The sequence below is a fragment of the Streptomyces sp. Y1 genome, assembly GCF_041053115.1.
In the GTDB taxonomy this organism is placed as follows: Bacteria; Actinomycetota; Actinomycetes; order Streptomycetales; family Streptomycetaceae; genus Kitasatospora; species Kitasatospora rubellomurina.
Genome location: NZ_CP163445.1, coordinates 2,850,945 through 2,864,525 on the forward strand (window position 1 = coordinate 2,850,945; position 13,581 = coordinate 2,864,525).

Annotated in this window: 14 protein-coding genes; 8 read left to right on the forward strand and 6 right to left on the reverse strand. The window is 76.7% G+C overall.

All coding sequences use genetic code 11. The annotated features are described in order from the left end of the window. Positions 1-42: 42 nt before the first annotated feature. From AB2U05_RS11895 to AB2U05_RS11925, 7 genes are all read left to right on the forward strand, one after another. Positions 43-819 (forward strand): TetR/AcrR family transcriptional regulator, encoded by a 777-nt coding sequence (locus AB2U05_RS11895; protein WP_045699822.1) that lies wholly within the window; start codon positions 43-45, stop codon positions 817-819. A 321-nt stretch (positions 820-1,140) separates the two neighbouring features. Further along, a complete protein-coding gene (locus AB2U05_RS11900; RefSeq protein ID WP_052706692.1) occupies positions 1,141-1,599 on the forward strand; it encodes a hypothetical protein in 459 nt (152 codons plus the stop codon). Further along, positions 1,586-2,386 (forward strand): class F sortase, encoded by an 801-nt coding sequence (locus AB2U05_RS11905; protein WP_244178897.1) that lies wholly within the window; start codon positions 1,586-1,588, stop codon positions 2,384-2,386. Before AB2U05_RS11900 ends, AB2U05_RS11905 begins: the two co-directional genes overlap by 14 nt. A gap of 129 nt (positions 2,387-2,515) precedes the next feature. Continuing rightward, complete coding sequence (locus tag AB2U05_RS11910; protein WP_157882167.1) at positions 2,516-3,325, forward strand: hypothetical protein; 810 nt, start codon at positions 2,516-2,518, stop codon at positions 3,323-3,325. Next, entirely contained in the window at positions 3,322-4,128 is an 807-nt protein-coding gene (cseB, locus tag AB2U05_RS11915) for a two-component system response regulator CseB (protein WP_369183184.1), read from the forward strand. Before AB2U05_RS11910 ends, cseB begins: the two co-directional genes overlap by 4 nt. Further along, a complete protein-coding gene (locus tag AB2U05_RS11920; RefSeq protein WP_369183185.1) occupies positions 4,125-5,324 on the forward strand; it encodes a sensor histidine kinase in 1,200 nt (399 codons plus the stop codon). The genes cseB and AB2U05_RS11920 overlap by 4 nt, the downstream gene beginning before the upstream one ends. Before the next feature lie 108 nt (positions 5,325-5,432). Continuing rightward, positions 5,433-5,837, forward strand: a complete 405-nt coding sequence (locus tag AB2U05_RS11925; protein WP_045705359.1) for a tautomerase family protein — start codon at positions 5,433-5,435, stop codon at positions 5,835-5,837. 12 nt (positions 5,838-5,849) lie between these two features. Here AB2U05_RS11925 and AB2U05_RS11930 read toward each other — a convergent pair whose 3' ends face one another. Further along, positions 5,850-6,785: an oxidoreductase gene (locus AB2U05_RS11930; RefSeq protein WP_045705361.1), complete on the reverse strand. Its 936-nt coding sequence runs from the start codon at positions 6,783-6,785 to the stop codon at positions 5,850-5,852. Positions 6,786-6,867: 82 nt separating this feature from the next. Here AB2U05_RS11930 and AB2U05_RS11935 point away from each other — a divergent pair, with 82 nt between their 5' ends. Continuing rightward, positions 6,868-7,476 (forward strand): TetR family transcriptional regulator, encoded by a 609-nt coding sequence (locus tag AB2U05_RS11935; RefSeq protein ID WP_045705363.1) that lies wholly within the window; start codon positions 6,868-6,870, stop codon positions 7,474-7,476. Positions 7,477-7,482: 6 nt separating this feature from the next. Here the strand turns inward: AB2U05_RS11935 and AB2U05_RS11940 are convergent, their stop codons facing one another. From AB2U05_RS11940 to AB2U05_RS11960, 5 genes are all read right to left on the reverse strand, one after another. Continuing rightward, positions 7,483-7,722: a hypothetical protein gene (locus AB2U05_RS11940; protein ID WP_045710732.1), complete on the reverse strand. Its 240-nt coding sequence runs from the start codon at positions 7,720-7,722 to the stop codon at positions 7,483-7,485. A 671-nt stretch (positions 7,723-8,393) separates the two neighbouring features. Beyond that, positions 8,394-8,960: a peptide deformylase gene (def, locus tag AB2U05_RS11945; protein ID WP_078861136.1), complete on the reverse strand. Its 567-nt coding sequence runs from the start codon at positions 8,958-8,960 to the stop codon at positions 8,394-8,396. A 139-nt stretch (positions 8,961-9,099) separates the two neighbouring features. Then, positions 9,100-10,086, reverse strand: coding sequence for a tetratricopeptide repeat domain-containing protein (locus AB2U05_RS11950; protein WP_045705370.1), 987 nt, complete (start codon positions 10,084-10,086; stop codon positions 9,100-9,102). A 257-nt stretch (positions 10,087-10,343) separates the two neighbouring features. Beyond that, the gene (locus tag AB2U05_RS11955; protein ID WP_369185941.1) at positions 10,344-11,681 is read right to left on the reverse strand and encodes an HD-GYP domain-containing protein; all 1,338 of its coding nucleotides are present in this window, start codon (positions 11,679-11,681) and stop codon (positions 10,344-10,346) included. 101 nt (positions 11,682-11,782) lie between these two features. Then, positions 11,783-13,273 carry an HD-GYP domain-containing protein gene (locus AB2U05_RS11960; protein WP_369183186.1) on the reverse strand — a complete coding sequence of 497 codons (1,491 nt, stop codon included), beginning with the start codon at positions 13,271-13,273 and terminating at the stop codon, positions 11,783-11,785. Positions 13,274-13,581 lie beyond the last annotated feature (308 nt).

Below are 13,581 nucleotides of genomic sequence, written 5' to 3' on the forward strand. Positions count from 1 at the left end.
CACTATACATAGTACGGAGAATTGCTGTGACAGGATTCCGGCATGGCCACGAACCGGAGCGGAGCAGGAGACCCGGCCCGCACCCTCGCCCTGCTCTGGGGCGTGCCGACCGCCCCGGCCGCCGGCCGACGCGGCCCCCGCCAGGCGCACTCGCCGGCCGAGATCGCCACCGCCGCCGTCGAACTCGCCGACGCCGAGGGCGTCGAGGCCGTGACCATGCGCCGCGTCGCCCAGGCCCTCGGCCTCTCCCCGATGGCGCTCTACACCTACGTCCCCGGCAAGGCCGAACTCCTCGACCTGATGCTCGACACCGTGTACGCCCGGATGCCGCGCAGCACGCCCGCCGACGACGGCTGGCGCGCCCGGGCCACCGCCGTCGCCGACGACAACCTCGCCCTCCACCGCGCCCACCCCTGGATGGCGGCCGTCCCCACCAGCCGCCCGCCGCTCGGCCCCGGGCTGATGGCCAAGTACGAGTACGAGCTGCGCGCCCTCGCCGGCACCGGCCTGGACGACGTCGAGCTGGACGCCGCGCTGACCCACCTGCTGGGCTTCGTCCAGACCTGCGCCCGGATGGCCGCCGACGAGCGGGCCGCCCGGCAGGACAGCGCGATGAGCGACGAGCAGTGGTGGGCGGGCAACGCCGAACTCCTCGCCCGGGTCTTCGACCCGGAGCGCTACCCGACCGCCGCCCGGGTCGGCGCGGCCGCCGGCGCAGCCCACGGCGGCGCGTACAGCCCTTCCCACGCCTACGAGTTCGGCCTCGGCCGGGTCCTGGACGGCCTGGCCGCCCTGATCCGGGACCGCGGCGAGGAGTAGCGGCCGCGCGGCCCTCGCCGGCCCAACTCGCCCTGCCGACCAACTCGCGCTGCCGACCAACTCGCGCTTCCCGCCCGGGAATACGCCCCACCGCAACACCCCCGCCGCGCGCCGTTACACAGCCGATGGGCGGCCGTGACACGACCGGCCGCCGACCGCGACACGGCCCTCCTAACGTCGCTGTCGACGCCCCGGCCGTACCGAGGCCGCAGGGCGTCCGCGACGCGAACGACCGCGTCAGGCGCCGACGACGGACGTCCGCGACCGCGTCACGAACCGCCCTTCCGAGACCGACGCAGCACCCACGAGGAGACCCACCGCATGAGCACGAGCAGGAGCCGCACCTTCCGCTCCCCCGCCCGCCGTGTCCTGGCGGTCTGCGCCCTGACCGGCGCCGCCCTGCTGACCACGACGACCACCGGTCAGGCCTGGGCCGACGGCGCCCCGAAGCCCGTCGCGACCGCCCCCGGCGCCGCCGCCCCCGTCACCGCCACGCCCACCCCGGCCGGCACCCCCACCGCCATGCCCGCCCCGGCCCGCACGGGCAACGCCCCGGCCGTCTCGCCGCCGAAGACCGCCGTCCCCTCGCCGGTGGCGCCGGGCGGCGACCGGCCGCAGGTCCGTGAGGTGCCGAAGGGCGCCGCGAGGGCCGGCGACGGCTCCGGGGCCGGCTCCGACAGCTCCGGCCTGATGCTGGCGGGCGGCGGCGCCGTCGCCGCCGTGGGCGCCGGTGCGCTGGGCTTCGCCGTCCTGCGCCGCCGGGCCGGTGCGCGCGGCTGACACCGGTCCCGAGCCCGCCGGGCACCCCGGCGCCCTTCCCCCGTACCCGGCCGGCGGGGGAAGCGGCGCCGGGGCCGCCCCGCCGGCCGGGACCGGCGGAAGACGCCGCGGCCACAGCCGCAGCCGCGGCCACGGGCGGCGCCGCGCCGCCCGGCCCGCCCCGAGCCCCCTGCGCCGGACGGCCTTCGGCACGGCGGGCCTGCTCTGCCTGGTGCTCGGCACCTCGCTGGCCCTGGCCGGCCGGGGCGAGAGCCCGGTGGTGCGGATCGAGACCTCCGGCCACGGCGCCGCGGACACCCCGCCCCCGCCGGTCCGGGAAACCCCGGCGCCACCGCCCGTCGCCGCCTCGCCACCGACCCGGCTGCTGATCCCGGCCGCCGGGGTGGACGCGCCGGTGACCGGCCTCGGCCTGAACCCGGACGGGACCGTCGAGGTGCCGGCGGCCGACCACGGCGACGAGGTCGGCTGGTACCGCAACGGCCCCACCCCCGGTGAGACCGGCCCGGCCGTCCTGATCGGGCACTACGACACCGTGCACGGCCCGGCGGTCTTCCGGAACGTGCCGAAGCTGAAGCCCGGCGACCTGATCCGGGTCCGGCGCGCGGACGGCGGCACCGTGGACTTCAAGGTCAGCCGGCTGGTCCAGGCCGCCAAGGACCGCTTCCCCACCGAGCAGGTCTACGGCGACACCCCCGCGCCCGCCCTGCGGCTGATCACCTGCGGCGGGCGGATCGGCGCGGACGGCCACTGGACGGACAACATCATCGTCCTGGCGGACCCGGCCTGACCGGGGCCGTACCGCCGGACGCGGAACCTCCGGAGGCGGAACCGCCGACCGCTCCCCGTACGACCTACCACCGAGACGGACGCCCCCGCACCGAGGAACCGCCGCCGACCAGGAGGACGAGCACCGACCGTGGCAGCAGCACCCCGCCCCCGCCGCCGGCCGGGCGCCGTCCCGGTGGCCGTGTCGGCCGCCCTGGCCGGCCTCCTCGCGCTCGCCGCCCTGCTCCTCGGCCGGGAGGCCCCCGGCGGCCTGCGCGACGGCGGCCCCGTCCAGGCCGCCACCCCGCCGCCGGTGGCCAAACCGCTCTGGCCCGGCCTGGCCACCGCCCCGCCGCCGGTCGCGGCCGCCGCCGCCACCCCGCAGGCGCCGCCGCAGCCGATCCCCGACCTGACCGTCCCCGGGCACGACCTCACCACCGTCGACGTCCGCACCCTCCTCGCCAAGGACCCGGCGCTCACCGCGGACGAACAGCGCGCGCTCGACTCCTGCGCCGGGTGCGAGGTCCGCGCGCCGGAGTTCCGCGACCTCACCGGGGACGGCCGGCCGGAGCTGGTCACCGCCGTCGTCACCCCCGGACCGGTCGTGCTGCACGTCTACACCCTCGCCGGGGACCGCGTCCTGCCCATCCTGCGGGTGCGCGTCCAGAGCGGCTTCAGCGCCGAGACCGTCGACTCCGACCTGTGGCTGCGCGAGCCGACCAGCACCACCACCCAGACCCGCACCCACTACCACTGGGACGGCACCAGCCTCGCCCCGCTGGAACAGAAGGTGGACGGGATCGGCCTGCTCCCGCACACCGAACCGGCCGGCGACCCGCCGTACGGCGCCGTGCCCCAGCCGGTCCGCCCCACCCCCAAGGCACCCGGCGCGGTCGTCACCGCCACCCCCTCCCCCGTCAAACCGGCGGCCCCCGCCGTGTCCCCGGAAGCGAAGCGATGACCCCCGCAGCCCCCTCCGCGGCCAACCCCGCAGCCAACCCCACGGCCGCCTCCGCCGCCCCGGCCCAGCCGCACATCCTCCTCGTCGAGGACGACGAGGTGATCCGCGAGGCCACCCGGATGGCACTGGAGCGCTACGGCTTCCCCGTCACCACGGCCGCCGACGGCCTGGAGGGCCTGGAGGCCTTCCACGCCGTCCGCCCCGACCTGCTCCTGCTGGACGTCATGCTGCCGCTGCTCGACGGGGTCGGCCTCTGCCGCCGGATCCGCGAGGAGAGCCAGCTGCCGATCCTGATGATGTCGGCCCGCACCGACCCGGTGGACGTGGTCTCCGGCCTGGAGGCCGGCGCGGACGACTACGTGGTCAAGCCCTTCGAGAGCGCCGTCCTGGTCGCCCGCATCCGTACGGTGCTGCGCCGTGTCCGCGTCGTCCCCACCGCCCCCGACGCCCCCGCCGCCCCCGACACCCCCACCACCGAAGCGCCTGCCGGGACCCCGCAAGCCCCCGCCGCCGCCCTGCGCAGCTTCGACGGCCTCCAGGTGGACACCGACAGCATGGAGGTCCGGGTCCACGGCCGCCTCGTCCCGCTCACCCCCACCGAGCTGCGCCTGCTGCTGGAGTTCACCGCCGCGCCCGGCATCGTGCTGGAGCGCAGCACCCTGCTCGAACGCGTCTGGGACTACGAGTGGGGCGCCGACACCCGCGTCGTCGACGTCCACGTGCAGCGGCTGCGCGCCAAGATCGGCGCCGAGCGGATCGAGACCGTCCGCGGGTTCGGCTACAAGCTGCGGCGCCCGGCATGACCCTGCGCCGCCAGATCGCCACCGCCGTCGCCGCCATCTCCGTCCTGGTCGCGGTGGCCGTGGGCCTGCTGGTCCACCGGGCGATGATCCGTCAGCACGTCGACCAGGCCCGCACCGCCTCGCTCACCGCCCTCGACTCGGCCCTCGCCGGCTACGGCCGCGGCGACGGCCCGGCCGGCCCGGGCAGCGCGGTGGACGACCCGGCCCTGCCCGACCGGCTGCGCGCCCTCGCCGCCGGCGGCCACCGGGGCACCCTGCTCGCGGCGGACGGCCCGGGCGAGTCGATGTGGGCGGCCGCCCCGGTCCGCGACGGCGTGCTCTCCGTCCGGGTCGACTTCACCCAGGACCGCCGGGCCATCGCCGACCTGGACCGGATCATCCTGATCACCGTCGTCGCCGCGGTCTTCACCACCGTGCTGGCCGGCGTCCTGGTCGCCGACCGGATCAGCCGCCGGCTGCGCACCGCGGCCACCGCGGCCCGGGGCATCGCCGCCGGCGGCACCGACACCCGGATCGGCGAACTCGTCGACGGCCGCGACGAGGTGGCCGACCTGGCCGCCGCCGTCGACCTGATGTCCCGCACCCTGCACCGCCGGCTGGAGGACGAGCAGCGCTTCACCGCCGACGTCGCCCACGAGTTGCGCACCCCGCTCACCGGCCTGGTCACCGCCGCCGAACTCCTGCCGCCCGGCCGCCCCACCCAGCTCGTGCGGAACCGGGTCCAGGCGCTGCGCGGCCTGGTCGAGGACCTGCTGGAGGTCTCCCGCCTGGACGCCGACGCCGAGGCCCCCGACCTGTGCGCCGTCCCGCTGGAACGCGCGGTGCGCCGCACGGTCACCCTCACCGCACTGGACGTCGACGTCGACGTCACCACCGACCAGGAGGTCCGCACCGACCTGCGGCGCCTCGACCGGATCCTCGGCAACCTGCTGCTCAACGCCCACCGCCACGGCGCCGGCCCCGTCCTGCTGCGGGTCGATGGCCGCCGCATCACCGTCCGCGACCACGGCCACGGCTTCCCCGACGACCTGCTCCGGCACGGCCCCCAGCGCTTCCGCACCAACGCCCCCGAACGCGGCCGCGGCCACGGCCTGGGCCTCACCATCGCCACCGGCCACGCCCGCGTCATCGGCGCCGCCCTCACCTTCGCCAACCACCCGGACGGCGGCGCCCTGGCGACCCTCACCCTCCCCTAGCCTTCACCGGTCTGACGCCTCGCCAACTCACCATACCTACTAGTATGTACGGGCTGACCGCGTCCGATCGCGAGAGGAATCCGAGAGGAACCCGAGGAGGAACCCGAGATGCCCTTCGTCCGGATCGACGCCCTGCGGGCCGACAGCGCACGCCTGGACGCCCTCGGCCGCGCGGTGCACGAGGCCCTGGTGGAGACGATCGGCATTCCGCCGGACGACCACTTCCAGGTCCTGGTCGGCCACGACGGCGTCCACAGCACCCTGCGCTTCGGCGACTACCTCGGCGTGCACCGCGACGAGGGCATCGTCTACATCGCGATCACCCTGCGCGCCGGCCGGACGCCGGACCTGAAGCGGGCCCTCTACCGGCGGATCGCCGAACTCGCCGAGGCGTACGCGGGCACCGAGCCGCGGAACGTGTTCGTCACGCTGACCGAGAACGGGCCGGCGGACTGGTCGCTCGGCCACGGGCTGGCCCAGTACGCCCCGGCCCCACCGGACCACGGCGCATGACCCCGGCCGCCTTCACCCGGCCGCCGGGAACGGGAACGTGACCCCGGTCAGCCGCTCCGACAGCTCCCACAGCCGCCGCCCCGTCCCGGCGTCGTCGGCCGCCTCCGCCGGCCGTACGACCTTCGGGGCGCCGCGCAGCTCACCCGTCCCGCCCGGGCCGATGAACTGACCGCTCAGCGCCGCCGGGTCGGTCGCGGCGAACAGCTGCGGCAGCGCGCCGCGCTCGGGTGTCTGGGCGAGCGGGGTCAGCAGACGGCCGAAGAGCAGCTTCACCACCCCGACCGGGGAACCGGTCTGCAGGTTGGTGGCGGCGTAGCCGGGGTGCGCGAGCAGGCTACGGACCGGGCTGCCGGCGGCGGCCAGGCGCCGGTGGAGCTCCCGGCCGAAGACGGCGTTGGCGAGCTTGGACTGATTGTAGTGGCCCATCGGCGAGTACCGGCTCCCGCCGTCGAGGTCGTCGAAGGCGATGCGCCCCCGCCGGTGGTTGGTCGAGCTGACGGTGACCACCCGCGGGTCCTCGCCCTCGGCCAGCAGGTCGAGCAGCAGCCCGGTGAGCGCGAAGTGGCCGAGGTGGTTGGCGGCGAACTGGAGCTCGTGGCCCTGCGCGCTGAGGGTGCGCGGCGGCGCCATCACCCCGGCGTTGTTGACCAGGACGTCCGGGCGGACACCGTCCGCGCGCAGCCGCTCGGCGAAGGAGCGGACGCTGTCGAGGTCGGCCAGGTCGAGCCGGCGCACCTCCAGGGGGCCGCCCGGCCGGTCGGCGGCGATCCGCTCGGCCGCGTACCGCCCCTTGGCCTCGTCGCGCACGGCGAGGATCACCCGGCCGCCGCTGCGGGCGATCGCCCGGGTGGTCGCCAGCCCGAGGCCGCTGTTCGCCCCGGTGACGACGAACACCCGCCCGGTCTGGTCCGGAATCCGCTCGGTGGTCCATGCCTGAGACTTCGTCATGCGTCACACGTTGCCTCGCGTGTCACCAAGTGTCAAGGAGGTCATTCGACGCCACAGTCGGCGCGCTGTGTAGCATGACGGGGTGACCACCACCCCCACCGCGAGCCTGGCCGAGCGCAAGCGGCAGCTCGTCGCCGACGAACTGACCAGGGCCGCACTGGGCCTGCTGGCCCAGAAGGGGTTCGACGCGGTCACCGTCGACGAGATCGCGGCCTGCGCCGGCATGTCCAAGCGGACGTTCTTCCGCTACTTCGCCTCCAAGGAGGACGTGGTCGTCCAGTTCCTCGCCGGGCTGGGCGCCGGCATGCGCGCCGAACTCGCCTCCCGCCCGGCCGGGGAGCCGCCCTCCGCCGCCCTCCGGCACGCCGTCCGCGCCTGCGTCGACGCCTGCGCCGGCCAGGCCGAGCGCACCCTGCGCGTCGTCCGGCTGATCCTCGGCACGCCCGCCCTGCACGCCCGCTTCCTGGAACACCAGGCACAGTGGCGCGACGAACTCGCCGCCGAACTCGCCGCCCGGCTGGGCCTGGACGCCGCCGCCCTCCACCCCCGGCTCGCGGCCGGCACCGCCCTGACCGCCTTCGACGTCGTCCTCCAGCAGTGGAGCTCCGGCGACGGCAGCGAGGACCCGGCCGCCCTCACCGACCGGGCCTTCGCCACCCTCGCCCCCGCCCTCGACGCCACCCCGCGGTAGGGCCCGCTACGCCCGCAGCCGCGCCGCCGCACACCCCAGCACGGCCACCGCCACCAGCCCGCTCCACGGCAGCGCGCTCTCCCACAGGCTCCGCAGGTTCCACCCCAGGTCCGGCACCCACCGGTGCCCGGCCAGCGCGAACGCGACCAGCAGCCCCGACGCCGCCCGCCACCCACCCGCGCCGCCACACCGGCACCACGACCGCCCCGCGCCGCACCCCTCGGGCGCGCACCGGGAACCGGACACGGGCCGACCCCGCCTCCCACAGCACGGGACCGCCCCTACCCGGCCGCGTCCGGCAGCTGCGCCGGACACGCCCCGCCGGGGGCCGTCAGCAGCTCGAAGTGCCAGATCTCCTCACCGCCGCAGGCCGCCTCGGCGACCCGTGGCTCATCCACACCGTGCCCGGCGTCGGCTACCGCCTCACCCACCCCGAAGACACGCCGTGACCAGCGACGAAGCCCCCCGGGTCCGCCCCCGCCGGCTCACCGCCCGGATGCGCCTGACCCTCAGCTACACCCTCTTCGCCGTCACCGCCGGCACCCTCTCCCTCGCCGTCGTGTACGTCTGCATGAAGTACATCCCCAACTCCCCCCTCACCTCCGCCAACCCCCGCTACCGCTCCGACGCCCCCGCCCGCCAGCAGATCCTCGACTCCCTCCTCACCGCCTGCGGCTACGCCCTCGCCCTGCTCACCGCGGTCGGCATGGTCGGCGGCTGGTTCGGCGAGCTGCGCCTGGCCCCCGAGCCGGCCGGCGGCCTGCGCGCCGAGCTCACCCTGCCGGCCCGCCGACCCGTCGACCCGCCGACCCGTCGACCCGTCGACCCGTCGACCCGTCGACCCGTCGACCCGCGCAACGGCGAGGGCCGGTGCGGGGGATCCCCCGCACCGGCCCTCGTCAACCGCCGTCGACCGCTTACTCGTTCGGCACCGTGGCGTAGCGCGCCGTGCCCTCGGCCATCTGCCGCAGCGCGTCCTTGCGGTCCCGCTTCGACAGCTTGTCGATGTACAGCGTCCCGTACAGGTGGTCGGTCTCGTGCTGCAGGCAGCGGGCGAAGAAGCCGGTGCCCTCGACCCGGATCGGCTTGCCGTCCTTGTCGACGCCGGTCACCGCGGCGTAGTCGGGGCGCGGCAGCTCGGCGTACGCGGTGGGGACGGACAGGCAGCCCTCGTTGCCGTCGTCGAGCACGCGGCGCCGGTCGGCCGGGTACTCCTCCAGCACGGGGTTGATCACGTGGCCGATGTGGCGCACGCCCTCGTCGTCGGGGCAGTCGTAGACGAAGACCTTCAGGTCGACGCCGATCTGGTTGGCGGCGAGGCCGACGCCCTCGGCGGCGTACATCGACTGGAACATGTCGTCGATCAGCGCGGACAGTTCGCCGTCGAAGGCGGTGACCGTCTTCACCTCGCGGTGCAGCACCGGGTTGCCGACGACGGTGATCGGGCGGGCGGTCCCCTTGGTCAGGTCGGGCTCCTCGCCCATCACCTTCACGGGGGTCTCGGGCGCCGCCCCCTCCACGTCGTGCTCGTGGTCGTGGTCGTGCCCGTGCTGCTCGGCCTGCTCCGCCATGTCTTCCGCTTCCGTCGGTCTACGCGTACCTCACCAGGGTACTCAGCGGGGTTCAGCAGACCTCTTCGAGATCCCGGTACGCCCGGCTGTCCGGCGCGGCCCCCACCCAGCGGTCCAGCAGGGTGCGGACGAGGTGCGCGGGCGCGGCGATCCCGCACTCGCGCTCGACCAGCCAGGACATGCCGGCGGCGCCGCCCTGGCTGAGGTGGCTGAGGTGCCCGGGGTGGGCGGCGTCGCCGTCGTCGTGCGGGTCGTGGTGGGCGGCGAGGCCGTCGTCGGCGGCCATCCGGCTCTCCGAGCAGGCCCGGCACAGCAGCCGCACCGAGGACGTCCAGTCCTCGGCCGCGTACCCGGCGTCGGCGACGAGGCGCTCCAGCGCGTCCCGGTCGCCGGCGGTGGCGGCCTGCAGCAGCACCACGTACGTCGGCACGGGCGAGGGCGCCCACAGCTCGATCTCGTCGAAGACGGGGTAGGCGACCCCGTCGGTGACCCGCTCGCCGTGCGGGGCGCCGTCGTGCAGCACCACCTCGCCCCAGCGGCGGCCGGAGGACGGCAGCGGGATGGACAGCACCTCGATCCGGGCCGGGTCCAGCCGGCGGCCCCAGACCACCTCGGACTCGCCGTCCGGGGAGAGCCGCACCGGGGTGGTGCCGAGGTCGAGGGCGACCGGGCCGGTCTCGCCGGGGCCGCCGGGCAGCCGCAGGCCGTACGCCTGCCAGGCGCGGCGGGCCAGCGGCCAGTCCTGCAGGGCGGTGGCGGTGATGCCGAGGTTCCACCAGTCGGGGGCGCCGTGCTCGCGGTCGAGCAGGGCGACGGCGCGCAGGCCGGCCGAGCGGGCCTGCTCCCAGTCGCGGCGGAACTTGTGCAGCAGGGCGAGGTTGAACCAGGAGTCGGACAGCCAGGGCTCCAGGTCGGCGGCCATCACCAGCAGCGCGCCGGCGTCCTCGTAGCGGCCGTCGCCGATCAGCGTGAAGGCCCGGTCGGTCGTCTGCCGCCAGGTGGCGGACGGCCGGTGCCGTGCCCGGTGGAAGATCCTCACGTTCGTCCCTGCCGTCGTCGTCCGCTCAAGTCCCGGTGCACACCGCCCCGGTGGCGCCCCGTGGTGCCCGGGGCGGCGTACGGAGCCCGGTGCCCCGGGTCGGTGTTCCACGCTACGACCGCATCCAACCACGCCCGCCCCCGCCCGCGCTCCCCACCGCCGAGGTTGGGGTCCGCCCTCCCCAGCCTGCCCGTCCGGGGCCGCCTCCTCAACCCGTGCCGGGTCCCGGGGGCGCGGCGGCCCCGCGGACCGGGGCCTCAGCGGGCCTGGCCGCCGACCCGGGCCAGCGCGTCCACCACGCGCGCGTCGTAGACCCGCCCCCGGCCCAGCCGCAGCACCTCCAGCGCCTCCAGCCGCCCGACCGCCTCACCGACGCCCCGGCCGCGGGCGGCGGTCAGCAGGTCGTCGTGGGCGTTGGCGACCCGGATGATCCGGGCGGCGAGCGGGACGGGCCCCTCCCCGCCGGCCGTCCCGGCGCACGGGTCGGCCAGCCGGGCGACCTGCTCGGCGACCTGCCGGGGCACCCCGGTGCGGCTGATCACCTCGCTGCCCAGGCGGGCGATCCGCTGCTGCTCGGCGCAGGGCAGCACGGCGGTGGCGCCGTCCGGCACCGGTTCGACCAGGGACAGCTGGCCGACGTCGTGCATCAGCGCCGCGTACTCCAGCAGGGCCAGCTCGCGGGTGCCCAGGCCCAGCTCGCGGCCGAGCGCGCACGCCGTGTCGGCGACCCGGCGGGCGTGCCCGTGCGGGGTGTAGCCAGCCACCTCGGTGGCGCGGGCCAGCGAGGCGATGGTCTGCCCGGTGGTGGCGCGCACGGCGGCGGCCCGCCGGAACGACACCTGGGCGAGCAGCAGCGGGGTGCAGAACAGCGGCAGCGCCCACAGCCCGACCTCGCCGGCCGCGAGGCTGACCAGCATCCCGGTGGCGACGATCGCCGAGCCGATCCCGAACAGCGAGCGCAGCTCGTCCTCCAGCGCGGCGGGCAGGCGCAGCCCGGTCGCCGAGCGCCGCAGCACGGCGGCCAGGGTGGCGTCGCACAGGGCGGCGAGCGCGGCGACGGCGGTCAGGAACGCCCCGTAGGCGGGGCCGTCCGGGGAGAACCGGTCGATCAGGCCGCCGTTGTAGAGCGGCTGGAAGATCGCGGCGGCGAAGCCGGCCCCGAGCAGCCGGCGGGCGGCGCTGTCCCGGCGGGCCGGGTCGGCCCACGGCGGGCGCCGGTGCGGGCGGGGGCGCCCGGGGCGGGCCCCGGGGCCGGTCCGGCACCCGCCGGGCGGGCGACGCCGGGCGCGGATCGTCGGACGGGCCCCGGCGAGGCCGGGCAGCCAGGCCAGCGCCAGCCCGGCCCCGGTGACGGCGACCACCTGGAGCGTGCCGTGCGCGGTCGGCAGGCCGCGCAGCGGCCCGAGCAGGGCGTACGCGAGCGCGCCGGCGGCGCCGATGGGCGCCTGCTCGCGGTCCCCCGGAAGGGTGATCCGGACGCACTCGCCGAGCGCGATCAGCGCGGTGAACGCCAGCGCGACCCCGGGCTCCGCGAGCCCGCGCACGGCGACCGCGCCCAGCGCGAGCGCCAGCAGGACGGCCGCCGCCGCGTGCACCGCCCGCACCGCCCCGCCCCCGCCCCCGCCTGCGGCCGCCCGGGCCGCGCGCCCGGTAGGGGCCGTGCGCCCGGTACGGGCCGTGCGGGCCCGCGGCCCGGTCACGGCTGCCCGGCCATCGGCGCGCCCCCGCCCTGGGCGGGCACCCGGCCCGGCGCCGCCCGGGCCGGCTCCGGCACCCCGAGCGGGATGTCCGGCACGGCCCGGATGGCCTCGTCGGGCGGCGGCAGCACCGGCTGCCAGTCGTGCACGGCCAGCGCCTCGATCAGCGCCCGCACCATCACCGGGTCGAACTGGCTGCCCGAGCAGCGCTCCAGCTCCGCCACGGCCTCGGTGACGGGCCGCCCGCGCCGGTAGGAGCGGGTGGAGGTCATCGAGTCGAACGCGTCGGCGACGGAGATGATCCGGGCGAACTCGGGGATCCGCTCGCCGGCCAGGCCGCTCGGGTAGCCGCGCCCGTCCATCCGCTCGTGGTGGTGCAGGATGCCGGCGTGCGCCTCGCCGAGGAAGTCGATCCCGCGCACCAGCTCGTACCCGTACACCGGGTGGACCTCCACCGCCCGGCGCTCCTCCTCGGTGAGGGGACCGTTTCTGCGCAGCAGCTCGGTGGCCACGCCCAGCTTGCCGACGTCGTGCAGGATCCCCGCGAAGCGCAGGGTGCGCAGCCGCTCGGCCTCCATGCCGAGCTGAGTGGCGATCAGCACCGAGGCCCGGCCGACCCGTTCGCTGTGGCCCCGGGTGTACGCGTCCTTGATCTCCACCGCCTGCACCAGCGACTGCACGGTCGCCTGGTGGGCGTCCCGCTCGCGCTGCCCCTGGGCGAACACCCAGGCCGAGATGGACAGCGGCAGCAGCGCCAGCAGCGCGGCGAACGCCCCGTACGGGCCCTGCCACAGCACCGCGACCATCAGCCCGCCGGCCGCGTGCACCAGCACCGGCAGGCCGCACACCGAGCGGGCCCCGCGCAGCAGCACGCCGGGGTGGCGGCCCTCGGTGAGCATCAGCATCCCGCCCACCAGCACCCCGTTGACCAGGCAGAACGCCGCGACGGCGGCGAAGCCGGGCAGCAGCGCGGCCGGGAAGCGGGAGCCGAGCAGCAGCTCCGGGCCGCGCAGCAGGTGGAAGGCGACGGAGGACGCGAAGGCGCACAGCGCGAGCTGCGAGCCGTTGAACAGCTGCCGCCTGCGGGGGCGCGTCTGCCAATTCCAGCCGGGCGCGCGGCGAATGGACAGACACGCCCGGCTGCCCGGCGCGATCGGCCCGCCGAGCAGCGCGGCCGGCACGGCGACCAGCGCGGCGGCGGCCGGCGGGAGCATCAGCACCCCGGCGAACAGCACCGGGAAGAAGGCGTTCGCCCCGGTCCGGGCGGGCGCCCGCTCGGGGAGCGCGGGGCGGAGCAGGGCCCGGCGCACGAGGCGCAGGCAGGGGGTCGGCAGACCCTGGGCGAGCGACTCCCAGCAGCCGTGCAGGAAGGAGAGCAGGGCGACCTTCGGCCAGTCCACCGGGGCGGCGAGCCAGCGCGGCACCCCGGGCGCGAGGGGGGCCGGGAGCAGCGGCAGCAGACAGCACAGGGCCGCCACCGGGACGGCCACCGCGTAGCGCGCCGCCCCGGGCGCCAGGGGTTCGCCTCCACTGTCGGTAGCGATCTCGACCTCCCCGCCGTCCGGGCCCGCGTTGCCTCAGCACGCCGGGCCAACCGGCGGTGAGCGTCCGTCAGGAGGATAGGGCGCTCGTCGCACGCGGGGACGCATGATCGCGCAATGGCGCAGTTGGCGCACCGCCAACTCACCCGAACGAGTGAGGGCGCACGCGAGCAGAACGGGAGCGGCCCCGGGAGCGCATGCTCCCGGGGCCGCTGGACACCCGGTTCGAATCCTCCGGCAGGCGTCACCGACGCCCT